The following is a 23472-nucleotide window of genomic DNA, read 5'->3' as shown; positions in this document are numbered from 1 at the left end:
ACCCTAACGGGCATACGAAGGTTGCTCTAACAGCTTAAATTCGCTGCATAATGCCTGACTGTTCAGGAAATACTGCGACGACCATTTCTGGTCGTCGCAGGCATAAACAGGGCGAGATGAAATCGCTTACTGAACGTTGGCGCCGACGACGCTATCCCAGTTCTTGGTGATTTCTTCCTGAGCGGCTTCAATCTGTTCCAAGGTTGGGAAGATAGCCTTTTCATAGGAATCTGCCGGTGGCAGCTTGTCGAGCAGATCCTGTGGGATCTTGCCAGCCTTAGCCATCGCGTTGAAGCGGATCGGATGGCAGTAGCCCTTCAGATAGCCGAGCTGGCCTTCATCCGAATAGATGTGCTCCATCCAGAGCTTTGCAGCGTTTGGATGCGGTGCGTATGCGCTGATCGCCTGAACGTAAACGCCGGCAATGACGCCGCTCTTCGGAATCACGGTTTCGATTTCCGGGTTGCCCTTGAGCGTATCGCGGTCTGCGAGAGCGTTATAATCCCAACGGATAACGATTGGGGTCGAGCCCTGTGCGAGCGAAGCAGCCTTGCCGATAACAGGAACGAAGTTACCGTTGGCATTGAGTTCCTTGTAGAATTCAAGGCCCTTCTTGCCAGCTTCTACACCTGGCTCCGCGCCGCGTGCGATACCTGCAGCGTGAACGCCGAGAATGGCCTGCGCGGAAACGCGTGGATCACCGGCGAGTGCAACCGAATTGGCATAATCGCTCTTGAGCAGATCTTCCCAATCCTGTGGGACGTCCTTGACGATGTCCTTGTTCACTTCGAAAGCGAGAACGCCGTAATAATCGCCATACCAGTAGCCTTCAGCATCCTTGGCGCTATCTGGAATTTCGTCCCAGGTTGCAACCTTGTATGGCTGGATCAGGCCGTCTTTCTTGGCGGTGGTGCCGAAGGCAAAGCCGACGTCGATCACGTCAGGAGCCTGTGGGCCCTTATTGTCCTTGTTGGCCTTGATGGCTTCGATTTCGTCGCCCGAACCCGCATCTGGATTCAGTTCGTTGACCTTGAGGCCATACTTGTCTTTGAAGCTCTTGATGATTTCGCCATAACCGCACCAATCATGCGGAAGAGCGATGGTGGTCAGTTCGCCTTCGGCCTTCGCCGCAGCGATCAGTTCGGCCGATGGTTCAGCAGCTGCAATAGAAACCCCGCCAACGGCGATTGCTGTCGATAGCGACAGCAGGCGCGCAGTAAATGCAAGCATTGTTTGACTCCCCTGTTAAAGTCGGGCGAACGCTCCCGGTCGATTCCAGTGTTCGCGCACTCCCGATAGCCGTCCTAGATGACGGTTGGATGACAGTTTGCTTATTGTCACAAATTGTCAACGACAGAAAGTGAAACACGTTTTCAGGGACTTAGCAATTGATCCATAAGGGTTAACTGCATTTTTATGACAATAAATATGACAAAGGTTTCGTCACTGTCACAATTTAAAAAAACGCTTTTCCCAAAACGACAGGAGTTTGCCTGCGCGCGGCAAAGTGCAAGCAGGAGCAATTTAAACGAAAATTTATGAAATACTGACGAAGCAGATTCAGTTTCGTTTGAAACCGAACCTTGTTGCTTGCTGGCTCTATTCTAGTGCCCGCCGCCACCGCCTCCGGCTGCTTGTTTTGGTTTGCGCAACAGCACGGCACAGACTGCGAGTGTACAGAACATCATCGTCAGGATGAAGAACACATCGATGAACGACATCAATGTCGATTGTTGGCGCACCATGCCTGACATTTTGGCAATGGCAACAGTTGCGCCATCCATCCCAGCCGCATTGTACTTGGCAGTCAGGTTGGCGAGCATCTGTTCGGCTTCGGCATTGCCCCAGCGAACATGTTCGGCCAGCCGTTCATAATGCATATCGTTGCGGCGCATCAGGATCGTGTTGATGACAGCCAGACCGACAGCGCCGCCGAGATTTCGCGTGAGATTGAACAGGCCGGAGGCATTCTTCATGAGAGGAGGGGGCAACGTGCCAAGCGCAAGGTTGTTGATAGGGACCATGCAAAGCATGAGCGAACAGCCACGCAAAATCTGTGGGATGAGCAGCTCGTAGAAGTCCCAGTCCGCTGTAAGCCCGGTGACCATCCACGTCCCAGCCGCAAAGCCAAGGAAGCCGATCATCATCATCAAGCGCGGGTCCATGCGCGTGGACAGGAAACCGGCAAGGGGGGCCGTGAAGAACATGGCAAGGCCGCTGACGAACAACGCTTCACCGATCATCAGGGCGTCGTAGCCACGTATTTGACTGAGATAGAGCGGATAAAGATAAGTAAGGCCATAGAGGCCGACACCCATTACGAATGAGAACAGCGAGCCAAAGGCAAAGTTGACGTTTTTAAAGGCTCTTAAATCTACAATGGGTTCTTCGGCTGTGAAGGCTCTGAAGAAGAAGAGAATACCGCCTACAACCATTACGCCGCTCAGAATGAAAATCGCTTCATCCTGCAGCCAGTCATTGCGAGGGCCTTCTTCCAGAACATATTCCATTGAGCCGAGGAACGCTGCCATACCTGCGAGGCCCCACCAGTCGAATTTGCTCAGGAGTGAGCTGTCGCCTTCGTCGAAATCGATGAGGTTCCATGCAGCGATTGTTACCAGAATGCCCGGGCCGACATTGACCAGAAACAGCCAGTGCCAGGAAAAAGCGTGGCTGAGATAACCGCCGATGGTCGGTCCGATTGTTGGCGCAAGTGTTGCGACAAGGCCAATCATCGGCGAAACGATGGAGCGTTTGGAGGGCGGGAAGATCGTGAAGGCGGCTGCAAACACGCTTGGGATCATACCGCCGCCGATGAAGCCCTGAATGGCGCGATAGACGATCATCTGATCAATATTGGTCGCGGTCGCGCAGAGCATGGAGGCAAGCGTAAAACCAGCAGCGGATACCGTGAACAGAACGCGGGTTGAGACAAGGCGTCCGAGGAAGCCTGACAGCGGGATCATGATGACTTCCGCAATCAGATAGGATGTCTGAACCCAGGAGATTTCGTCGGAGCTGGCGCTGAGGCCTGCCTGAATTTCAGACAGCGATGCGGACACAATCTGAATATCCAGAATGGCCATGAACATGCCGAACACCATCGCAAGAAAGGCAATCGCCTTCTTGGGGTCGATGCGATCATCTGCAGGAGCCATGGGCCCCATTGTGGTGTTTGCAGCCATGACGGCGCACTCCGAAAGGGAAGAGGAAGGCGGCGCGAAAGCTGTCAGTCGCGCCGCCGCATGTTCTAATGATCAGTGTTCACGCTTTTCGGAATGCGCTCCCAAAAGCTTTGTCACGCGTGTCAGTTGGCCTTGTCTTCAGGTGCGGTGCGTGTGTCCACGTCAACCGTTACGCTGAGACCGGCGCGGATCTTGCCAGAATCGAGGGCGTCCTGAGGGATCGTGATACGAACCGGAACACGCTGAACGATCTTCGTGAAGTTGCCGGTGGCATTTTCAGGCGGCAACAGCGAGAACACGGCACCCGATGCAGGGGCTACGGATGCGACCTTGCCTTCAAAGTAAGGGCCGTCGATGGCATCAACATAGATACGCGCTGTTTCGCCAGTTTTGATGTGGCCGAGCTGCGTTTCCTTGAAGTTGGCATCGATATAGAGTGCATTCACAGGAACGAGCGCTGCAATCTTCTGTCCGGGCGAAACGAGATCACCCTTCTTGCCGGAAAGATTACCAACAACACCATCGAAAGGTGCGCGCAGTGTCGTAAAGCTGAGATCGCGGGCAGCCTTGTCGCGGGCGAGCTCCAGCGAACGAATGGTGCTTTCCTGCTCTTTATACTGTGCGTTCAGCACTTCGATATTGGCATTGGCCGAAGCGATCTGCGCATTCGAACCAGCAAGCTTTGCCTTCGCCTGATCGAGCGACGACTGCGCGTTGTCGAGTTCGGACTGCGCGGAGAAGCGCGTATCATGCAGCTTCTGAATTCGGACCATGGTGCTTTCGGCATTCTTCAGAACGGCCTGCGAGGCCTGTTCGTCTGCTTGCGCCTGCTGCAACGTCGCCTTTGAGGCATCGATCTGCGCGTTGATACGTGCAAGGGTCTGCTTCTGGGTGTCGAGCTTGGCTTCCGCATCGTCGAGCGCAATCTGGTAATCTCCGGCATCAAGCTGGAAGATCACATCACCAGCTTTGATATGCTGGTTGGCAACGACTGGGATGCTTTCAATATAGCCGGTGACTTTTGGTGCGATAGACGCAATGTCACCCTGCACGTAAGCGTCGTCCGTTGAAACCATGAAGCGGCCAACAGTCCACCAGTTGTAACCGTACCAAAGTCCACCAGCGACGGCAGCAATGAGAACGACCGGCAGCACAACGCGCTTACCAATGCCCTTTTTCTTGCCGCCTTTTGCGGTATCAGGTGTTGCGCCAGGAGCAGCAGTATCCGGGGCTGTTTGCGGTGCTGGCCGTTCGCCCATGGGTTCTGCATTCACTCTGGACTGTTCTCCCTGAGCCGTAGGGGTCGGGAATGGACGGATATCAGCCGTATCAACAGACTTATGGGCGGACATTTGGAAACTTTCTGTATAACCGCTTCAACGAACCGCTTGGTTCGATGTTGACTTAGAGCAATAAGTTGACCATATCAAGTGACATCGAACCGTTTGGTTCGAGAAAATTATGAGTTTTGTACAATGAATCGTGAACACCACATAGAACAGAGCGCTGCAGCTGCCTTGGATAGCGATGAGGTCGGCGCCTTTGCGGTCGAACCCGATGTGGAAGGCGGACGTACGCGTCTCGCTGCAGGTCAAGATCCAATAAAGCGCCAGCAGATTCTTGAGGGTGCGCAAAATGTATTTCTGCGGATGGGATTTGACGCTGCGAGCATGAACGACATCACGCGGGAAGCGGGTGTCTCCAAGGGAACGATTTACGTTTACTTCAATAGCAAAGAAGATCTGTTCGTCGCCTTGTGCGAACATTATCGAATGACGACTTTCAGCAAGATGGTCGCTAAAATCGACAAAGGCTTCTCGACCCGCGAAGAGCTTGCTGACTTTGGTGTTACTCTGGTTACGCTTATCACTTCGACGACCGCAATTCGTGCGCAGCGCATCATTCTGGGTGTCAGTGAACGCAAGCCTGAATTGTCGGCGCGCTTCTATGAACGTGGTCCTAAACGCAGCCACTTAATCATGGCAGATTATCTTTCCAAAATGATCCAGTCAGGCGAACTGGAACCGTTTGATCCGCTGGAAAAAGCTTATCAGCTTTCGGATCTTTTTCTTTCCGGCCTCTATCGACCCCGCCTTTTTGGCGTATTGAGTGAACCTCCTTCGAGGCAGACAATTGTTAAAAATGTCGAGTCTGCTCTCGAATTTTTCTTCAGGGCTTATGGCAAACGAAGCCCGGATGTTTCAAAATAGTACATCCGCCCTTTGAGTGAAGGATTAAACACACATTATCCTGTCGGTAACGTAGTTTTCATTTGCGAGAGCCATAATTAGGCACCGTTCTTGTGTGTAATACATAGCAATCAATTTATTGCGGGTTGCAACACGACCCATTTTTTATGTGACTTATAAGTGATTGAAGGCCCGAAGGAGTCGATTCGCCACTGGTATTTTGGTGGCACCAGATGAAGCCCTTTTTTCCTTTATTACCAAGGATATTATGCAATGACTCTCGACTTGATTCATTTTCCGAATTTTAAGAAGACCTTCTTTGGCACCTCGTTCCAGGGCGACACACTTGCGCTTCTAACGCGTATCCGTGACGAGATTGGGTGCAAGTATATTATGCACACATATCGCGGGCGCATGGGAGATTGTACAAAGGCAAATTCTTCCGATCTTACTGTGGTGATGACTTTTCCTTCGAGCTGGGCGACCCGATATTCAGCGAAGAATTACTTCATAATTGATCCTGTCTTTCAGGATGACGCTCCCTATTATCGAAATGATTCCAGCGGGATCGTGCGCGATCTCAAGGAAGATGCTGCAGCATGCCCCGATATCGCCGACATGCTGCAGGATGCTGAGAAACATGGGCTGGGAAATACATTTATAGCGGTCTCGGCACGCAATCCGAAGGGGGCTGTTGGCTGCACATTTTTCTGCTTTGAGCTTGGCGACCAAGCTACGCAGGAAGAATTTCTTCTTAAGATGCGCCCGCGTCTGTTGAGCGTTTCTGGTATTATTCATAACACGCTGTGCGGTTGTGATAATACGAAATCGGCAGCATCTCTTCTGACACCACGTGAAGTTGATTGCTTGCGCTGGGCGGCCAATGGCAAGACGGACGGGGAAATCGCTGAAATTCTCAGCATCGCTCGCTGGACGGTCGTAACCTATCTTCAGAACGCGAAGATCAAGCTCAATTGTTCCAATCGTACTTCCGCAGTGGCGACTGCGCTCTCTCTGGGCATCATTGAAATGCCGGAAGTTCAGCATTTAATGTGATGCGACGCTTACATGAAAAACTACCATTACACCGGATGCGTGAAGCTTCCGGTGTAACTTTTCAGGACCAACGGCGTTATTCTGGATTACAGCGGTTCGAGTTAATATTGAATCGTTGGAACCGCTGTAACTATTTGTTTTTACGCATTTCCCAACGCAAAACCGGTTCCCACTTTTGCTGGAAATGCTTTAAGCAGTCTTCCGCATAGGTAGGCGTGCATTGTCGATCGCATCGATCAGGCGGGTCGTATTCTGTGCCGGATCGTCGTCCGGGTTCTCAAATACAATGTGGCTCAGTTCAACGCTTGCCGTTTTCCCCGACAGCGTCAGGCGGAAATAAGCGTAGACGCCCTTATTGCGAAACTCCATGTCGAGAACGATGGACGGATTTGTGAACCAGTCACAATGAAACTCACCGCCATGCCCAAGTTCGAGCGTGCCGGGGAAAAAGTGCAGCTCAGTTGCCGAGTGGACGATATCTGCAATGTTGGCGAACAATTCGCAGCGGATGAAAGCAATATAGTCGGCTGGATCAACCAGCCGAAGTTCAGCGACGACTTCGCGAATGTTTTCGGCAATGATTGCCTCGCGTTCGTTAGAGAATTGCAGGCTCTTCATCTTGCCACCGCCGATCCGGAAGAACAGGGATATAATATATTAGAATATCCTAAAGTCATCTCAAAACCTATCAATGTAATGCATGTCGAGCATTGATGACACGGACGAGTTCAGCGACAGCCTTATAGAATTCAGGCGCGATCATCTGGTCGACATTCACCTGTTTATAGAGCGCGCGTGCCAATTGTACATCCTCGAAAACCGGGATCGAATTTGCGGCAGCGACTTCTCTTATTTTCAGAGCGATCAGATCTTGTCCCTTCGCAACAACAATTGGAGCTGCATCCTCATTGGGCCGATAGCGTAGTGCTACAGAGAAATGGGTCGGATTTGCGACAATAAGCGTTGCCGTTGGTACGGCGTTGATCATGCGGCGGCGCGCGCGATCACGTCCAAGAGAGCGCTGACGCGCTTTTACAAGCGGATCGCCTTCTGATTGCTTGTGTTCATCTTTTACTTCCTGCTTGGTCATGCGCAATTCCTGCTTCCAGTGAATGCGCGACCAAGCGAGATCGAAAGCAGCAATAGCTGCAATTGCCAGCACATTGGCAACTAGAAGCTTGACCAGATTTTCACGCAGGAATTCTGGCAACGCGCTCGGATCGGTCGCAAGGGCATCGGTGAAAAGATTGTTGCTCTTGAAGAAGACGAAAAAAACAATAATGCTGGCGGCGAGAAACTTCGCAAGAGATTTCAGGAATTCCACCTGACCGGAACGCCCGAAAATACGCTGCCAGCCTTTGATCAGCGATATCCGGGACGCCTGTGGACGGATGCGCTCACCGACCATGCGCGGAGCGTTCTGAAAGGCGGAAGCGGCAATGCCTGCCAGCGGAATAATGATGAATATCGGAACAAGCGCCATGCCGACTGACAGTCCAAGAATGCCAAACAGATGGCTTGCATCCTCTGCGCTGTTGAGAGTCCAATCCTCTGGACGATCCATCAACTCACGCAAAAATACGGTGAGTTTTGTCGTCGCCGGAGCTGCAACAAAGACAGCGATGACGAGAAAGGACGCGATACCTGCAAGAATGGGCGTTTCGCGGGAAAAGGGCATATTGCCCTTATCGAGAGCGTCGCGGATTTTCTTCTCGCTGGCGTCCTCTGTTTTACTCTCTTTGTCGGTATCATCGGACATGTGTCACACGCGTTCTTAGTGCATGTCTCCCAAAAGCGGAAAGCAGTTTTGGAAGACATGCGTGAAAACAAAGAGTTAGAGAATCTTCAGGAAAAGAGGGCGCGGCTTATTCCGTGTCTTCGCCTGAATCGAGCGTGATGATTCCGCGCTCCGACAGATCAATCGCAATACGAGCGACAGCTCGCCGTGCGTCTGCGATGTTCTGGCTGGTGATATTGCCCTGTTCGGCGGCCAGTTCGCTCTCGACCATGCGGCGTCCGCGCGTGGAAAGCGACGAAAGCACTGTTTCCTGGAGGGCTGCATCGGCGCCACGCAAAGCCGTTGCGATCTGCTCGGTCTGTACTTCATCGAAGAGCAGAAGACGGGCACGCTGCGACAGACGTTCGATATCCTCAAAGTTGAAGAGCTTGGCCTTGATGCGGGAAATGTCGTCCTGGCTGAGATCTTTGAGGCTCGCCATAAGCTCTTCCATTTCCTGCCGGTCGAGCTGGTTGAAGATGTTGGCGATCTGGCCGTGATGGGCTTTGACCGGACCAGAGTCACTGCGTCCCAGAAGGTCACGACGAAGCACATCTTCAAGAAGATCAGCGGCAGCAGGGGCGACATTGCCGATGTGCAAGGAACGCTGCACCACGGCACTGCGTAGCTGTGGAGGCAACCCTACAAAAATGCGTGCTGCGAGGTCCGACGGAAGCTTGGAAACGATATAGGCAATGATCTGCGGGTGCTGATCAGCGAGATAGGCTTGCAGCCCTTCTATCGGCAATCTTGCAAGCCCTGCCCAGACGGGTTCCTGAACAAGCTGCGGTTGAACGCGCTCTTCAAACACGGCATCAGCTTCGTCCTGCGGCAGTGCTTCGCGCAGCAGACCTTCGAAGCGCTGGGCTGCTTCCGACACAGGCGCACCTTCTGCAAAGGAGTCTTCGAACTGCTTTACAAGATGCTCGAAATCAAGCGGCGAAATTGGCTCGAGCGTTCGGGCATGACCGGCGAGCTTGCGCAAATCGTCCGCATTGAAATGCTTGAGGAGACGTGATGCGGATGGACGGCCAATGGCGACAAGGATAGCAGCCGCTTTTTGCGGACCGGAGAGTGTATCGATCAATCCGCTTACGCTGTCGTCGGAAGGCTTTTGCGTTTCATTGTCGGCCATGGTCGATCCGTTACTTACCGATGATTTCGGTCAGGCTGACGCCGAACCGCGAGGAATCGTCTTCGAGCACGATGACTTCACCGCGTGCAATCACACGTCCATTGACGACGATATCGACCGGATCACCGATTTGCTTGTCGAGCGTGATGACAGCACCACGACCGAGCTTCATGAGGTTTGCGACTGGCATGGTCGTGCCGCCGAGAACCACCTGAACATCGACCGGGATACCCATGATAAGCTCGAGATTGGGCTTTGAGGCACCAGCTTTGGCGCTGCGCGGCTTTTCTTCGCGCAATTCTTCAATCGCCTCTTCCAGCTCATGCTGCATGTTTTCGTCCTTGTTCTCGGTGCTCATGCCTGCCCCGCAATTTCAACGGTTGCCTTCTTGACCGCACGGCGCACGAAGACCGGCAAGGCGCTTTTTTCTTTTGGTGCAGGTTCGCTTGCGGGCGAAAACACCTTCTCATCGATACGTGCTGCAGTTTCCGTGACGGTTCGTGCCTGACGCATATCGCGCGTGAGTGCTTTACGCAGCCGGTTCAGCTCTTCGATTGCTTCGTCCATCTCGCGGCGCACACGGCTTGTCTCGGCTAGACGGGCTTCGAGCTTTAGTGTTTCGTCTGACAAGTCGGTGCGCTGGTTCTGCAACGACTTGGCAACGCGCTCCAAACCATTGGAGGCAGCAGCCACGCGCAGCGTCAGCAGTTTACCAAGCTTAATGGTTTCGTTGGTTTTGCGACCCACAATGATGAGCGCACCAAGCGAGCCGAGCGCCAGAAGCGTCGATAGAAGATTAGCCAGCAACAAGCTCATCGATGAGATCCTCTTCCTGATTGACCGGATCGCCAACCTTGACTGTAAAGTGAATGCCGGACTTGCCGAGCGTGCATTTGAAAAGCTGCTGATCACCAGCGCGGAGCCGCACCTGCTCCATCGCATCGACAGGGAGTTTCAGCACCTGTCCGATTTCAAGCTTTGAGAGGGCATCCAGCGTCATGCTGCCCTGTTGAATGAATGCCTCAAGCTCAATGCGGGCACGGCTGACTTCATTGCGCATCTTCTTGGACCAGGCAGGGTCTGCCTGGTTCATGGGACGGCGCAGGAAAGCAGCAACGGCATCCTGCATTGGCTTATGTGTGGCTCTGGGAAGAAGAAGATGCAGCGTGCCGGTCTTGCCCGCAGCAACAACATCGATACGGCAGATAAAGAGGCGTGAGCGCTCAAGGTCGTCACTATTAAATTCGGCTGTGTCCATGCATTCGCCGGGCGCAAAAAGCGATTGTCCGCCGCCCATAAACACCTGATCCAGTGCCGCCGACATATGCGATGTCAGCTGGTTGGATACCTTGCGTTCGAGCATACCAAAGGGGCGTTCAAGGTCAAAACTACCGAGGTTGCCCTGCGCACCGAACATGGTTTCGATGACTGAAAACACCAGGGTTGCGTCGGCAGTCAGATAAAGCTTGCAGCCCCAGCGATCGGCTTTGAGTGGCGCGATGATTGCAGCCTGATCGAGAATGGCATTGATCGCGGCGTCATCAGCCGTTTCTACCTGACCAGCTTCGGCGTCAAACGCAGCAGCGCTTCCCTGCTTGAGACGGCCACAAAAATGAGACGATGCATCCTTGAAGACATGCGCAAGCGATTTGAGATCGTCACCGGAAAGTCCGGCCGCACGTAAAAGGTTTTCAGCGAGCACGTCGTTTTTGCGGTTTTGGTCCGGAGAAGTCATATCAGGCCGCCTGCTGGATCGGCGTGGTCGCCATGGTTTCCTGCTCAACCACGTCGATGCTTGGACGCTCATAGGCCGAAATGGTCTTGCGGCCATATTCAAGCGCGATCTGCGGCAGCGAACCATTCATGTAGGCAAGCAGCGTCTGTTTCACGACTGTATAGAGACGGTTTTGCTTGTCTCGGGTTGACTTGATCTTGGTGGCGATCGGACCCACGACACCGTAAGAGAAGAAGATACCGGCAAATGTTCCGACAAGTGCTGCACCGATCAGGTGACCAAGCACTTCCGGCGACTGATTGAGCGCGCCCATGGCCTTGATAACACCCAGAACTGCGGCAACGATGCCCAGCGCGGGCAACGCTTCCGAAATCGAAACCATCGCCTGATACGGTTTGAGCTTGTCACGCGAGAGCGTGTGGATTTCTTCATCCATAAGCGCTTCAATTTCATGGGGACGTACATTTCCGACAATGATAAGGCGGCAATAGTCACAGATGAAATGCACGAGGTCGTCGTTTTTCAGAACGCTCGGATAGGCCTGGAAGATCGCGGACTCTTTTGGGTTGTCGATATGGACTTCCACTTCATTGCGCGACTTTGCGCGCAATTCCCGCATCAGGCTGTAAAGCAGGCCCAGAACGTCGAGATAATCACGTTGCTTTGGTACAGCATTTGCGAAGGCTTCCATGCAGGCCTTGCCCGTATCCTTCACAAGCGAGAGGGGGTTGGCGACAAAGAATGTACCGAGTGCTGCGCCCAGAATAATGACGAATTCCCACGGCTGGATGAGCACGCTGACGTGCCCGCCCATGGCGATGAAACCGCCGAGCATGCAGCCCAGTGTGATGGCGAGGCCGATGAGAATACCCAAAGCGCATGACTCCCGTTGGTTCGAAGTTACAGCGGCTCCAGTTAAGACCGAATCGTTGAAGCCGCTGTAACCATTTGTTTTTACGCATTATCCTACGCAAAACCGCTTCGCACTTTTTGCTGGAAATGCTATATTTTTGCACCTTAAGGATTGCGCCTTGTGCGAAGCTTGCCATTTGAGACCGAGCAATTGACGCGGAAATGCATCAGCTTCGGACAAGCTTGATCGAGCATAACGGTCATGAAAAATTGCAGGGGGTTCTCGCATGGTCAACACGATGATGAGTTATCGGCTGATTGCGTCCGATATGACGCGGTCGTTGCAGCGCGTCTCGAAGGAGCCTGTGGTTGAGCGGGAAACCGCTTACTACAAAGAGAATATCGGCAAGGTTAAATCCATTGACGATTTCATGTCCGACACCCGGCTTTTCAATTACGCGATGAAGGCATTTGGCCTTGAAGACATGGCCTATGCGAAAGCTTTCGTGCGCAAGATCCTCACCGAAGGTGTCAAAAGCGATGACGCCATGGCGAACAAGCTGACTGACAAGCGCTACAAAGAATTCGCAACAACCTTTGATTTTCAAGGCAAGGGCGACAAGGCGACAGAAGGCACTGCTGCACAGCAAGGGGTGATGGACAAGTATGTCCGTCAGACGCTTGAAACGGAAGCAGGCAGTCAGAATGAAGGCGTCCGTCTGGCGCTCTATTTTGAGCGCAAGGCATCTACCATCACCAATGCGTATGAAATCCTCGGCGACAAAGCGTTGCTTACGATGATGCAGACGACTTTCGGCTGGCCGTCAGCCATGTCGAACGCCGACATCGACAAGCAGGCCAAGATGATCGAGGCGAAAGTCGATTTCTCGAAAATGTCCGATCCCGACTATGTGTCGAAGCTGATTTCGCGCTTCACGGCCATGCATGAAATGAACAATCCAACGGCGAGCAGCCCAGCTTCCATTGCGTCACTGTTGCTGGGCGGAACATCGTCAGTTGGCATATCGGCCAACATCCTGACCACATTGCAAAATTTTAAGCCGGGCGGACGCTGATCGATGCAGAATAATTCCATCTATGTCGGGCTTTCTTCGCTCGTAACGCTTGAGCGGCGGATGAACGCCATCGCTCATAATGTGGCGAATATCTCAACACCGGGGTTCCGTGGTGAAGGCACCAAGTTCGACACCATCGTTTCGAACAAGGCCAGCGAAGACATAAATTTTGCGACTGCTGGCAAAAGCTTCATCCGAACTGAAGCAGGCTCGATGCTAGAAACCGGCAATCCATTTGATGTCGCCGTCAAAGGCAACGTCTGGATGTCGGTGAACACGCCGCAAGGTCTGGTTTACACACGCGACGGGCGCATGAAAATGATGCCGACAGGCGAGCTGGTGTCTGTAACCGGAAACTCCGTTCTGGATGTGGGTGGCGCGCCGATTGTGCTCAATCCCGATGGCGGTGCGCCTAAAATATCAAGCGACGGCGCAGTCTACCAGAATGGTGCACAGATTGGTGCCATCGGTCTGTTCTCAATTCCTGCTGATGCTGATCTCAGCTATGCTGGCAATTCTGGCGTCGTACCGAACAAGCCGGCACAGCCTGTCGTTGACGATATGAGCGCAGGCGTTGTGCAGGGCATGATTGAAGGCTCCAATGTTGATGGTATGACGGAAATGACACGTCTGATCAGCGTTAGCCGTGCTTTCGAGCAGGTCAACAATCTGCTTGGCCAGCAGGAAAATACAGTCGCTGAAGCCATCAGGACGCTAGGCTCCAAAAACGGATGATCTCTGACCTCCCGCTCGCGCGGCTTGCCGCCTTTGCAAGTCAGCAATCGATAGCGCCAAAGCCACTAACCGGCATTGGTGGCACGGTGAGTGATGTGTCGCGTTCGGCAATTGCTGTGCGCGGGTTGTCGCGTAATGCGCGTTTGGGGGATGCAGTGGCCATTCGTGCTGATGGTGGGCAAAGTCTGGCGGAAATCATCCGCGTGGCAGACCGTCAGGTGCTGGTGAAGCCTTTCGACGACCGCATTATTCCGTCTCTTGGCGCGGCTGTTTTCGAGGAAGGTCCGCTGCGCATTCGCCCGGCGCCGGAATGGCGTGGCCGGGTTATCAATGCGCTTGGCGAAGCAGTTGACGGAAAAGGCGCTCTTCAGCCCGGCACACGGCCGATGGCTTCCGAGAACCTGGCTCCAGCTGCATTGCGCCGCGCCCGCGTTGATCGGGGGCTTCGCACCGGCGTCAATGTGATTGATATTTTCACGCCGCTTTGTTTTGGACAACGTATCGGTATTTTTGCGGGCTCTGGTGTGGGTAAATCCACATTGCTGGCCATGATGACCCGTGCGGGCGATTTTGACACTGTGGTTCTGGCCCTGACCGGCGAGCGTGGTCGTGAAGTGCGCGAGATGCTTGAAGAGACCATGGCCGGGCATCTCAACAAGACTGTGACGGTGGTCGCCACTGGCGATGAAAGCCCGATGATGCGCCGCCTCGCACCCAATACGGCGACAGCGATAGCCGAATATTTTCGCGATCTTGGCCAGAACGTGCTGTTGATTGTGGATTCCGTTACCCGATTTGCACATGCGGCGCGCGAAGTGGCGATTGCCGCAGAAGAACCGCCTGTTTCGCGCGGTTATCCGCCAAGTGTTTTCAGCCAGCTTCCTCGCCTTCTTGAACGCGCCGGACCGGGCATCACCGAGGCAGGTGGAAGCATCACCGGCATCTATTCGGTGCTGGTCGATGGTGACGACCACAATGATCCGGTTTCGGATACCATTCGCGGCACATTGGATGGTCATATTGTTCTCGACCGTGCCACTGCTGCTCAGGGGCGTTTTCCAGCAGTGGATATTCCTGCGTCAGTATCGCGTCTGGCCAAGCACAACTGGACGCCGGAACAGCGCAAACTTGCAGGTCAATTGCGCAGCATGGTTGCACGTTTTGAAGAAACGCGCGATCTGCGCGCGATTGGTGCTTATCAAAAGGGCAATGACGGCCTGTTGGATCAGGCGGTCGATCTTGTTCCGCGTATTTATGATGCGCTGCAACAATCGCCCGAAACAGGTCTGTCGGAAGACCCTTATCACGACCTTGCCGCAGCGTTACGCGGAGAAAAACAGACATGAAGAACATGATGAAGGGTTCTCGCAACAGACGGGAAGAGGACATTCTCGCCGATCTCGCGGCGGAGGTCGAAGCCGCTACTGCAAGCGAAACCAAAAAGCCGCAAAGTCAGGTTGACCGCTATCTCAAGATTGCGGCGATCACGCTGGCTGTTGGCTGTGCGATGCTTCCTTTCATCACCTATCTGCAACGTGTTGATCTCAGCCCTGACAAGAAGGCTGATAGCAAGATTGTCGACCCGCTCGACCGTTCGGAACAAAAGACGGTGAGGAGCTTTCCTTCGTTCCGTCCCAACGATCAGGTCGCGCCGAATGAGAACATTGATACCACCACAACCGGTTCGGTTATGTCCAATGGCAAGGGGTTGCCCGGAACAGGAGCTGGCAACGGTGGTGATGGGAATGGCGAAGGTCAATCGCTTCCAAAGCCGGTATTCGCTCTGCGCGAAGTGGTTGGCGGTATGGCGATGATCGAAGACACGTCAGGCTATTGGTTCGTCGAGAAGGGCTCGCTTCTGCCTGATGGCAGTCACCTCGTTTCAATCGGACGCGGTAATCAGGCTGGCACCTGGAAACTGACGACGTCGGCGGGCGATGTGATTGAGTTGCGTAAGTAATACCAAAGTTCATTGAGCAAGACTCATCGGACTTTGGTTGAGCCCGTCTAGCGATTGAACCTTTTCAAGGCGTGATGCGTCAACATCTTGAGCCGCCTTGGTATAAAGCGCAGGATAGGGCGTTTGCCGCGCGCGCTCCATCAAAAGCGGAAGTTTCTCTTTTCAGCTACGTCTTATGGTGTAAGCCACGCAAGCTTGACGCAAGTTCCGACCTTTAAGTTAACAAACTATAAAGGCGGGAAACTCCATGAGCTCCATTCATCTTTTCGATCTGGCTTCAAGGCAGGCGCAGTGGTTGTCGGTACGACAGGCCACCGTTGCAGGCAATGTTGCCAATGCGAATACGCCGGATTTCCGGGCGCGAGACGTTCAGCCTTTCGCTGATGTGCTGGACAAAACCCAGCTCACCATGGCTGCAACCAGTCCGCAGCATCTGGAAGTAGAGGCGAATGGCATTGCAGGCGCGCGGCTGCGTCCTGAAGACATCACTGAGCAAACCCATTCGGGCAATACGGTCGATGTTGAACGCGAAATGATGAAGGCTGGCGAGGTTGCCCGCGAATATTCGCTCAACACGAGCATCGTCAAAGCGTTTCACCGCATGATGCTGTCTGTGGCGAAGGGGTAAGCTATGTCAGACGCATTGCAGAACAGCTTGAAGATTGCAGCATCGGGCTTGTCGGCACAGTCGACCCGTTTGCGCGTCGTTTCGGAAAATCTTGCCAATGCACAGGCGACAGCGAAGACGGCAGATGCCGATCCTTATCGTCGCAAGACTGTCTCCTTCCGTACGGAAGTCGAGCAGAGCACAGGCGCTGCCGAGGTTCGGGTTGCAGAAGTCGGCAAGGATACCTCTGCCTTTATCGAAGAATATGATCCAAGCCATCCCGCAGCGGATGCGCGTGGATATGTGAAATATCCCAACGTCAACATGGTCGTCGAAATGGCGGACATGCGTGAAGCCAACCGTTCTTATGAAGCCAATTTGCAGGTCGTCAAACAAGCGCGTGAGCTGATCTCGATGACCATCGACCTCCTGAGGAGCACTTAATGTACGACTCAATTATGAGTGTTTCGGCGCGCAATGCCCTATCGCGCCTTTCTGAAACAGTCGCCGAAAAGAGCGTTGGCTCCACTTCGGCGCCCCAGGCCATCCCGACCACTCCGGGTGCGTCCTTTGGTGAAGTCCTGTCGCAAATGACGGATTCGGTTGGTCAGAAGCTGCAGGCTGCTGAAGCCAATTCCATTCAGGGCATCAAGGGTGATGCTCCGCTGCGCGACGTGGTCAGCTCTGTCATGGAAGCCGAGCAGTCACTTCAGACGGCAATCGCGATCCGCGACAAGATCGTGCAGGCCTATCTCGAAATCAGCCGTATGCCGGTCTGAGTGCTCTCACTGAATAAGGACCTGCCATGAAAGCCCTGACGATAGCCGCCACCGGCATGAACGCCCAGCAGCTCAATCTGGAAGTGATTGCGAACAATATCGCGAACATCAATACAACGGGCTTTAAGCGCGCACGCGCTGAATTTTCTGATCTTCTGTATCAATCGGAACGCACCGCTGGCGTGCCCAATCAGGCCAATCAGGCAATCGTGCCCGAAGGCGCTTTGGTTGGGCTAGGTGTGCAGACTGCGGCTGTGCGCAATCTTCATATGCAGGGAAGTTTTAACCAGACTGGCAATCCATATGACGTGGCATTGACCGGACGCGGCTGGTTCCAGATTCAGAGCCCGACGGGTGAAACGCTTTACACACGTGCTGGCGCATTCAACAAGAATGCTGACGGCCAGCTGGTAACGCTTGATGGTAATGCTGTAGAGCCAGCCATCACTATTCCGCCTGACGCTATTGAGGTGACGGTGACGGAAACCGGGCAGGTCTTTGCCAAGTTGCAGGATCAGGTCAATCAGGTCGATCTTGGCCAGTTGACGCTTGCAAACTTCACCAATGAAGCTGGCCTGGAGCCATTGGGTGGCAATCTTTACCGCGAAACAGAAGCGTCTGGCGGACCACTTGTCGGTGTTCCCGGTGATCCCGGTTATGGCGCGATCAAGCAGGGTTATCTCGAAGCATCCAATGTCGATCCGGTGAAAGAAATCACCGATCTGATCACGGCGCAGCGTGCTTATGAGATGAACTCCAAGGTCATTCAGGCTGCCGATGAAATGGCTGCGACCGTATCGAAAAACCTGCGCTAAAGCATTAGAAATGCTATCTTTTTTTGTTTTTACGCACATGCCGGTCCGAAAACTGGTTCCCACTTTTCGGGATGTGCTCCAACGGTGATGACGATGAGTTATACGAAGGCAATTTCCCGGAAAACAAGGCTGGCAATCACTGCCGGCCTTCTGCTGTTCGCAGTAACGGGCGCAACTGCTGCCGACCGCATCGCCTTTGTCGTGCCTTCGGCAACCGTCTATCCTGGTCAGGTCGTGAGCGAAACCGCGCTTCTTGAAAAGCAGTTTTTCATCAGTGCACCGGCTGCGAGCCAATATGTCCTTTCACAAGACCAGGCTACGGGCAAAGTCGCACGTAAGACGCTGCTTCCGGGCAAGCCGATCCTCGTTTCTGCACTTGGCGAACCATCGCTGGTGAAGCGTGGCGTTCCTGCGCCGCTGGTGTTCACTTCAGGCACTTTGGTGATAACCGCAATGGGCACGCCACTTGAATCGGGTGCAGCAGGCGACTTCATTAAAATTCGCAATATAGACAGCGGCATCATCGTGTCTGGCACAGTGCTTGCCGATGGTCGCATTCAGGTGGGGATGCAGTGAGAAGAACGCGCGCAGCCCTCATCGCCCTTTTGGCCTTAGCACTCCAGCCCATCGCCGGGTTTGCTGACGAGTCTTCGAAAAACGCGCGTGAGTTTGGCAACGCCGTGGAAGCGGATGCAGACTGGCTCGGCTCTGGCGGTGATCCGTCGAAAATGGCATATGCCGAACTTGGCAGGGGCAGTGCGGTTGCACGTCTCAAAGACATTGCGACCATTCAGGGCGTGCGTGAAAACCAGCTCGTCGGATATGGTCTTGTGATTGGTTTGAAAGGCAGCGGCGATAGTCTGCGCAATTCGCCTTTTACCGAGCAGTCCATGCGTGCCATGCTTGATAATCTTGGCATCAGCGCACCGCGCAATTCGACCCGCTCCAAAAACACCGCAGCCGTTATCGTGACTGCCAATCTGCCCGCATTTTCGGGCACTGGTTCGCGTATCGACGTGACTGTCTCCTCGCTTGGCGATGCGACTTCGCTACAGGGCGGTACTCTGGTCATGACGCCCCTGATGGGCGCGGACAATCAGATCTATGCGGTCGCACAGGGCAACATGATCGTTTCAGGCTTTTCGGCCGAGGGCGACGCAGCAAGCATAACCCAAGGCGTTCCGACATCTGGCCGTATCCCGAATGGCGCGCTGGTCGAGCGTGAGGTTGCAGGCAATTTCGGTAAAGACAGCGAAATGGTTGTCGAACTGCGCGATCCTGATTTCACGACGGCTGTGCGCGCTGCCGATACGATCAATGTGTTCGCCAAGCGCCGCTATGGGCGTGGCGTAGCGATTGCCCGCGATGCCAAGACCATTCGGCTTCAGCGTCCGAAGAACGTGCCTGCCGCTCGCTTTCTGGCTGAGCTGGAAGGTCTGCCAATCACCACGGATGAAGTTGCGCGCGTCGTCGTGGACGAACGCACCGGCACAGTCGTTATCGGTGAGAAGGTGCGTATTTCCAAAGTGGCGATCAGCCATGGTAGCCTGACCGTAAGAGTGACCGAAACGCCGATGGTCGTTCAGCCTGAACCTTTCAGTTATGGCGAGACGGAAGTCGAACCGAATACCGATATCGCCGTTAATCAGGCCGATTCCAAGATTGGTATTCTGACGGGGGCTAATCTCGAAAACCTCGTGAAAGGCTTGAACCAGATTGGCGTGAAACCAAACGGCATCATCGCAATCTTGCAGGCGATCAAGACATCGGGTGCACTTCATGCAGAGCTGGTGGTGCAATGATCATGGCTAGCAACATCATACGTTACGGTTCGGCTTTAGCGTTGCTGATTGGTGCAAGCTTCCCGGCTTTTGCACAACAGCCCCTTCCGCCCGTTCCGGCACCGCAACAAGCCGCGACACCAGCGCCAACAACTGCCGCGCAGCAGCTTGCGGCTTCTGCGCCGATTGGCAATCTCGACGAAATCCGCAAGTTTTGCGGCAATATTGATGATCAGGCGGCAGATGCGCGCTTTGCTTTGCAGACCAAGCAGCTCAACGATCTCAAGGCCGATGTGGAAGCGCGTATGCGTGCGCTGGAAGACAAGCGCAAAGAATATGAGATGTGGTTGAAGCGTCGCGACGAGTTTGTCAGCAAGGCACAGGATTCACTTGTCGACATCATATCCAAGATGAAACCAGATGCTGCAGCGGCTCAAATGTCGCTTATCGGTGACGAAGCGGCTGCAGCTTTGATCCTCAAGCTCAATCCACGGGTGTCGAGTATCATTCTCAATGAAATGCCGCCTGAAAAGGCGGCCAAGCTTGCACGGGTCATTGTTGGTTCGCAGCGCACGGCTGCAACACCCCAAACCAACAGGGCTCAGAGCGCTCAGGCTGAAACCGGGAATACGGTGCAATGACGAGAAGCATGAACAAAGCGATCCTTGCAACAGCGATGCTGGCTCTGCTGGCAGGTTGTGCCACGAAACCCGAAGAAATCGGCCGTGCGCCAGACTTGTCGCCAGTGGCTGCAAATCTCGGCATGAACAACAATCCGCAATATAGCGGTTATCCGATCCGTCCGAGCAAGGCGTCATATTCGCTGTGGGATCAGCGCTCGACCAACTTCTTCAAGGACCCGCGTGCGGCTGAACCTGGTGATGTGCTGACTGTTATCATCTCGATCAATGATCGGGCAAATATGGATAACAAGACCGACCGTGAGCGTGTATCCAAAGGCCTTTACGGTGGCGGCGCGTCGTTCGATACCAGCAGTCTTTCTGGCGCAGCTGGCGGGGGTGATATCGATGCATCGGTCAATACCCGCTCTAACAGTACATCCAAAGGCAAGGGCAAAATCGAACGCAGCGAAGACATTCGTTTGCAAGTCGCTGCCATCGTCACGGACACATTGCCCAACGGCAATATGATCATTCGAGGCTCACAGGAAGTCCGCGTAAACTATGAGTTGCGCGTATTGAATGTCGTGGGTGTTGTGCGTCCGCGCGACATTTCCGGAAACAATACAATTTCCTATGACAAAATCGCCGAAGCGCGCATTTCATACGGCGGGCGCGGGCGCCTGAGCGAGGTTCAGCAGCCGCCATATGGCCAGCAGATTCTCGATCAAATTTCTCCGTTCTAAAGTTGAGCAGGCATGAGCGATACAGCAATCGATAAAGACGGCAAAGCAAAGACCTCCATAGTGGGGCTGCTGGCTGCCGTCGCTGTGTTGACTGCAATTGCTGGCGGTGGCGGCTGGTATCTTGGCGGGGTAATTTCCGCCGAGCAGCAAGTCGCGGCCAAACCGACCACGAAAGATGACAAGCCGAAGCAGGGCCACTTTGAATCCCGCTCTATCGGTACAATTGTTCCGTTGCAGCCAATTGTCACCAATCTCGGCATCCCACAGACCACATGGGTCCGGCTTGAAGCTTCGCTTGTTGCGAAGCCGGGCCGCGAGATTCCAGCAGATATGGCCGCAAGTGTGGGGGATGATTTCATGAGCTTCCTGCGAAGCGTCAATCTCATGCAATTGCAGGGCGCGGCAGGGCTGGCTTATTTGCGTGCCGATCTTGAAGAGAGGGCGCGGATGCGTTCGGAAGGCGCGGTGGACCGCGTTTTCATTTCGACGCTGGTAGTAGAATGAAAAAGATTTTTGCGCTTACTGGCCTGCTGACGCTGGCATTTATTTCTGCCGCTCATTCACAGGCGTTGTCGCTGGATAATCTTCTGCCTGCCGGTAGTGGGGCTGCCAGCGGACAGATCGTTCAGCTGTTTGGTCTTTTGACTGTACTGTCGGTAGCGCCGGGCTTGTTGATCATGGTCACAAGCTTCACGCGCTTTGCAATCGCGTTCTCGCTTTTACGTTCGGGATTGGGTTTGCAGACTGCGCCTGCCAGTATGGTCATGATTTCGCTGGCACTATTCATGACGTTCTACGTCATGGCGCCGGTGTTTGATCGTGCGTGGAACAACGGCGTGCAGCCACTGATGCGCAACGAGATTACGCAAGAGGTGGCTTTCCGAGAAATCTCCACGCCTTTCCGCGAATTTATGATGCGCGAAGTGCGCGACAAGGATTTGCGCCTGTTTGAAGACCTTGCCGATCCGGCATTCCGTACGGGAGAAGATGGCATTGTCGATTTCCGCGTGCTGGTGCCCGCCTTCATGATCTCGGAATTGCGTCGCGGTTTTGAAATTGGCTTTCTGATCGTCCTGCCATTTCTGGTGATCGATCTTGTGGTTGCCACACTCACCATGTCGATGGGCATGATGATGTTGCCGCCGACGGTGATATCCCTGCCGTTCAAGATATTGTTCTTCGTGCTGATCGATGGCTGGAATATTCTGGTCGGAAGCCTGATACGATCATTCTCGTGAATGCTGCCCCGAGGCAAAGGATGTTTCACGGCTCTAAATCAAGGGCTTGTTAAGCATCCTGACGAGGTGTCACTCCCGAAAATGGTGGTTCGTTAAAAACGATCGCATTATATTAATATATTCTTAACAATTGGGTTATAGTGCTAGCATCCATAGTAGGTCCCACGCGTTATGTGGTGACAGGCATGATGCCGCTCTCCTATGCCGGTAATTTTCAATCCGGCCTGTCCCTCAGTTTGTTTTCCCAAGGGGCAATACAATGGCTAGCATTCTTACCAACTCTTCAGCTCTCACCGCTCTTCAGACCCTTTCCTCGACCAACAAGTCGCTGGAAACCACGCAGAACCGTATTTCGACCGGCCTGCGCATCGGTGAAGCTTCAGACAATGCATCGTATTGGTCGATTGCGACCTCGATGAAGTCCGACAACAAGGCCAATTCGGCTGTTCAGGACGCTCTCGGCCTCGGCGCCGGCAAGGTTGACACTGCATACACTGCAATCAACGACATCAAAGACCAGGTTGACAAGATGAAGTCGCTTCTGGTTAGCGCTCAGGGCGCCAGCCAGGAAGACCAGAAGAAGGTCGCAACTGAAATCAAGGCAATCCAGTCGCAGATCAAGTCGTCGGCAAGCAATGCGAACTACGCTGGTTCGAACCTGCTCGTAAACGATGCTGCTGCAACTTCGGATCTTAAGGTTGTTGCATCTTACAACCGTACCGGCACCACTGTAACGATCGACACTGTTGACGTTGCTGCTGCTGACGTACAGGTTTTCGCTGACGCTGCAGGCACCGGTGGTATCGCTGGCGATCTCGTTGCCGATGCATTCTTCGATCCAGCGACTGCAAAGCTTGACGACGCTGCAATCAAGACGGCTCTGGAAAAGGTTGAAACTGCTCTGGACAAGCTCACCACTGGTGCAGCTTCGCTCGGTGCTGCAAAGGCACGTATCGACACCCAGAAGAGCTTCATCTCCAAGCTCAGCGACTCGGTTGAAAAGGGCGTTGGTACGCTCGTTGACGCCGACATGAACAAGGAATCGGCTCGTCTGTCGGCTCTGCAGGTTCAGCAGCAGCTTGGCGTTCAGGCTCTCTCGATCGCTAACTCGTCGAGCCAGTCGATCCTGTCGCTATTCCGCGGCTAATAACTTAGCTGATACGGCTTATATTTGGAGGGCGCGGGA

The 23472-nt window shown here is 53.9% G+C and carries 27 protein-coding genes; 17 read left to right on the top strand and 10 right to left on the bottom strand.

The window, feature by feature from the left end:
* Window positions 1-126: 126 nt before the first annotated feature.
* The 3 genes from OIV19_RS13740 to OIV19_RS13730 all read right to left on the bottom strand — a co-directional run bounded on the left by OIV19_RS13740 (window position 127) and on the right by OIV19_RS13730 (window position 4537).
* Window positions 127-1230 (bottom strand): ABC transporter substrate-binding protein, encoded by a 1104-nt coding sequence (locus OIV19_RS13740; RefSeq protein WP_191792958.1) that lies wholly within the window; start codon window positions 1228-1230, stop codon window positions 127-129.
* 374 nt (window positions 1231-1604) lie between these two features.
* Entirely contained in the window at window positions 1605-3185 is a 1581-nt protein-coding gene (locus tag OIV19_RS13735; protein WP_264231986.1) for a DHA2 family efflux MFS transporter permease subunit, read from the bottom strand.
* A gap of 122 nt (window positions 3186-3307) precedes the next feature.
* Window positions 3308-4537 (bottom strand): HlyD family secretion protein, encoded by a 1230-nt coding sequence (locus tag OIV19_RS13730; RefSeq protein ID WP_151092966.1) that lies wholly within the window; start codon window positions 4535-4537, stop codon window positions 3308-3310.
* Window positions 4538-4660: 123 nt separating this feature from the next.
* On the opposite strand from OIV19_RS13730, the gene OIV19_RS13725 reads away from it, so the two are divergent.
* On the top strand, window positions 4661-5395 hold the full coding sequence (locus OIV19_RS13725; protein WP_319637602.1) for a TetR/AcrR family transcriptional regulator C-terminal domain-containing protein: 735 nt from the start codon (window positions 4661-4663) through the stop codon (window positions 5393-5395).
* Between the two features lie 252 nt (window positions 5396-5647).
* A complete protein-coding gene (locus OIV19_RS13720; protein WP_264231985.1) occupies window positions 5648-6430 on the top strand; it encodes a LuxR family transcriptional regulator in 783 nt (260 codons plus the stop codon).
* Between the two features lie 189 nt (window positions 6431-6619).
* On the opposite strand, the gene OIV19_RS13715 is transcribed toward OIV19_RS13720, so the two are convergent.
* The 7 genes from OIV19_RS13715 to motA form a co-directional block, all read right to left on the bottom strand.
* Window positions 6620-7048, bottom strand: a complete 429-nt coding sequence (locus OIV19_RS13715) for a BspJ family T4SS effector nucleomodulin (protein ID WP_264231984.1) — start codon at window positions 7046-7048, stop codon at window positions 6620-6622.
* 70 nt (window positions 7049-7118) lie between these two features.
* Complete coding sequence (gene flhB, locus OIV19_RS13710; protein WP_264231983.1) at window positions 7119-8189, bottom strand: flagellar type III secretion system protein FlhB; 1071 nt, start codon at window positions 8187-8189, stop codon at window positions 7119-7121.
* 106 nt (window positions 8190-8295) lie between these two features.
* On the bottom strand, window positions 8296-9342 hold the full coding sequence (locus tag OIV19_RS13705; protein WP_264231982.1) for a flagellar motor switch protein FliG: 1047 nt from the start codon (window positions 9340-9342) through the stop codon (window positions 8296-8298).
* Between the two features lie 10 nt (window positions 9343-9352).
* On the bottom strand, window positions 9353-9700 hold the full coding sequence (gene fliN / locus OIV19_RS13700; RefSeq protein ID WP_094579455.1) for a flagellar motor switch protein FliN: 348 nt from the start codon (window positions 9698-9700) through the stop codon (window positions 9353-9355).
* Window positions 9697-10158: a BAB2_0123 family type IV secretion system effector gene (locus tag OIV19_RS13695; RefSeq protein ID WP_151092954.1), complete on the bottom strand. Its 462-nt coding sequence runs from the start codon at window positions 10156-10158 to the stop codon at window positions 9697-9699. The genes fliN and OIV19_RS13695 overlap by 4 nt, the downstream gene beginning before the upstream one ends.
* Window positions 10139-11077 carry a FliM/FliN family flagellar motor switch protein gene (locus tag OIV19_RS13690; RefSeq protein ID WP_264231981.1) on the bottom strand — a complete coding sequence of 313 codons (939 nt, stop codon included), beginning with the start codon at window positions 11075-11077 and terminating at the stop codon, window positions 10139-10141. The genes OIV19_RS13695 and OIV19_RS13690 overlap by 20 nt, the downstream gene beginning before the upstream one ends.
* Before the next feature lies 1 nt (window position 11078).
* A complete protein-coding gene (gene motA, locus OIV19_RS13685; protein ID WP_095445427.1) occupies window positions 11079-11951 on the bottom strand; it encodes a flagellar motor stator protein MotA in 873 nt (290 codons plus the stop codon).
* 265 nt (window positions 11952-12216) lie between these two features.
* Between motA and OIV19_RS13680 the strand changes: the two genes are divergently transcribed.
* The 15 genes from OIV19_RS13680 to OIV19_RS13610 all read left to right on the top strand — a co-directional run bounded on the left by OIV19_RS13680 (window position 12217) and on the right by OIV19_RS13610 (window position 23433).
* Window positions 12217-13005, top strand: coding sequence for a DUF1217 domain-containing protein (locus OIV19_RS13680; protein WP_095445428.1), 789 nt, complete (start codon window positions 12217-12219; stop codon window positions 13003-13005).
* Between the two features lie 3 nt (window positions 13006-13008).
* Complete coding sequence (gene flgF, locus OIV19_RS13675) at window positions 13009-13740, top strand: flagellar basal-body rod protein FlgF (protein ID WP_264231980.1); 732 nt, start codon at window positions 13009-13011, stop codon at window positions 13738-13740.
* Window positions 13737-15086 carry a flagellar protein export ATPase FliI gene (fliI, locus tag OIV19_RS13670; RefSeq protein ID WP_264231979.1) on the top strand — a complete coding sequence of 450 codons (1350 nt, stop codon included), beginning with the start codon at window positions 13737-13739 and terminating at the stop codon, window positions 15084-15086. The genes flgF and fliI overlap by 4 nt, the downstream gene beginning before the upstream one ends.
* A gap of 5 nt (window positions 15087-15091) precedes the next feature.
* Window positions 15092-15700: a hypothetical protein gene (locus OIV19_RS13665; RefSeq protein WP_151093198.1), complete on the top strand. Its 609-nt coding sequence runs from the start codon at window positions 15092-15094 to the stop codon at window positions 15698-15700.
* A gap of 247 nt (window positions 15701-15947) precedes the next feature.
* Window positions 15948-16328, top strand: coding sequence for a flagellar basal body rod protein FlgB (flgB, locus tag OIV19_RS13660; RefSeq protein WP_264231978.1), 381 nt, complete (start codon window positions 15948-15950; stop codon window positions 16326-16328).
* Window positions 16329-16331: 3 nt separating this feature from the next.
* On the top strand, window positions 16332-16751 hold the full coding sequence (gene flgC / locus OIV19_RS13655) for a flagellar basal body rod protein FlgC (RefSeq protein WP_094579463.1): 420 nt from the start codon (window positions 16332-16334) through the stop codon (window positions 16749-16751).
* Window positions 16751-17086 carry a flagellar hook-basal body complex protein FliE gene (gene fliE, locus OIV19_RS13650; RefSeq protein WP_007877059.1) on the top strand — a complete coding sequence of 112 codons (336 nt, stop codon included), beginning with the start codon at window positions 16751-16753 and terminating at the stop codon, window positions 17084-17086. Before flgC ends, fliE begins: the two co-directional genes overlap by 1 nt.
* Window positions 17087-17112: 26 nt before the next feature.
* Window positions 17113-17901, top strand: a complete 789-nt coding sequence (gene flgG / locus OIV19_RS13645; RefSeq protein ID WP_095445434.1) for a flagellar basal-body rod protein FlgG — start codon at window positions 17113-17115, stop codon at window positions 17899-17901.
* 93 nt (window positions 17902-17994) lie between these two features.
* Complete coding sequence (gene flgA / locus OIV19_RS13640; protein ID WP_264231977.1) at window positions 17995-18477, top strand: flagellar basal body P-ring formation chaperone FlgA; 483 nt, start codon at window positions 17995-17997, stop codon at window positions 18475-18477.
* The gene (locus tag OIV19_RS13635) at window positions 18474-19703 is read left to right on the top strand and encodes a flagellar basal body P-ring protein FlgI (RefSeq protein WP_151092940.1); all 1230 of its coding nucleotides are present in this window, start codon (window positions 18474-18476) and stop codon (window positions 19701-19703) included. The genes flgA and OIV19_RS13635 overlap by 4 nt, the downstream gene beginning before the upstream one ends.
* Entirely contained in the window at window positions 19700-20323 is a 624-nt protein-coding gene (locus OIV19_RS13630) for a MotE family protein (RefSeq protein ID WP_264231976.1), read from the top strand. The genes OIV19_RS13635 and OIV19_RS13630 overlap by 4 nt, the downstream gene beginning before the upstream one ends.
* Window positions 20320-21048, top strand: a complete 729-nt coding sequence (gene flgH / locus OIV19_RS13625) for a flagellar basal body L-ring protein FlgH (RefSeq protein WP_095445437.1) — start codon at window positions 20320-20322, stop codon at window positions 21046-21048. The genes OIV19_RS13630 and flgH overlap by 4 nt, the downstream gene beginning before the upstream one ends.
* Window positions 21049-21060: 12 nt before the next feature.
* Window positions 21061-21552, top strand: coding sequence for a flagellar basal body-associated FliL family protein (locus tag OIV19_RS13620; RefSeq protein WP_264231975.1), 492 nt, complete (start codon window positions 21061-21063; stop codon window positions 21550-21552).
* The gene (gene fliP / locus OIV19_RS13615; RefSeq protein WP_151092936.1) at window positions 21549-22286 is read left to right on the top strand and encodes a flagellar type III secretion system pore protein FliP; all 738 of its coding nucleotides are present in this window, start codon (window positions 21549-21551) and stop codon (window positions 22284-22286) included. Before OIV19_RS13620 ends, fliP begins: the two co-directional genes overlap by 4 nt.
* A 259-nt stretch (window positions 22287-22545) precedes the next feature.
* Window positions 22546-23433, top strand: coding sequence for a flagellin N-terminal helical domain-containing protein (locus OIV19_RS13610; protein ID WP_151092934.1), 888 nt, complete (start codon window positions 22546-22548; stop codon window positions 23431-23433).
* Window positions 23434-23472 lie beyond the last annotated feature (39 nt).

Source organism: Brucella sp. HL-2 (assembly GCF_025846885.2).
Classification (GTDB): domain Bacteria; phylum Pseudomonadota; class Alphaproteobacteria; order Rhizobiales; family Rhizobiaceae; genus Brucella; species Brucella quorumnocens.
This window is presented reverse-complemented; position numbering and strand designations above follow the sequence as displayed.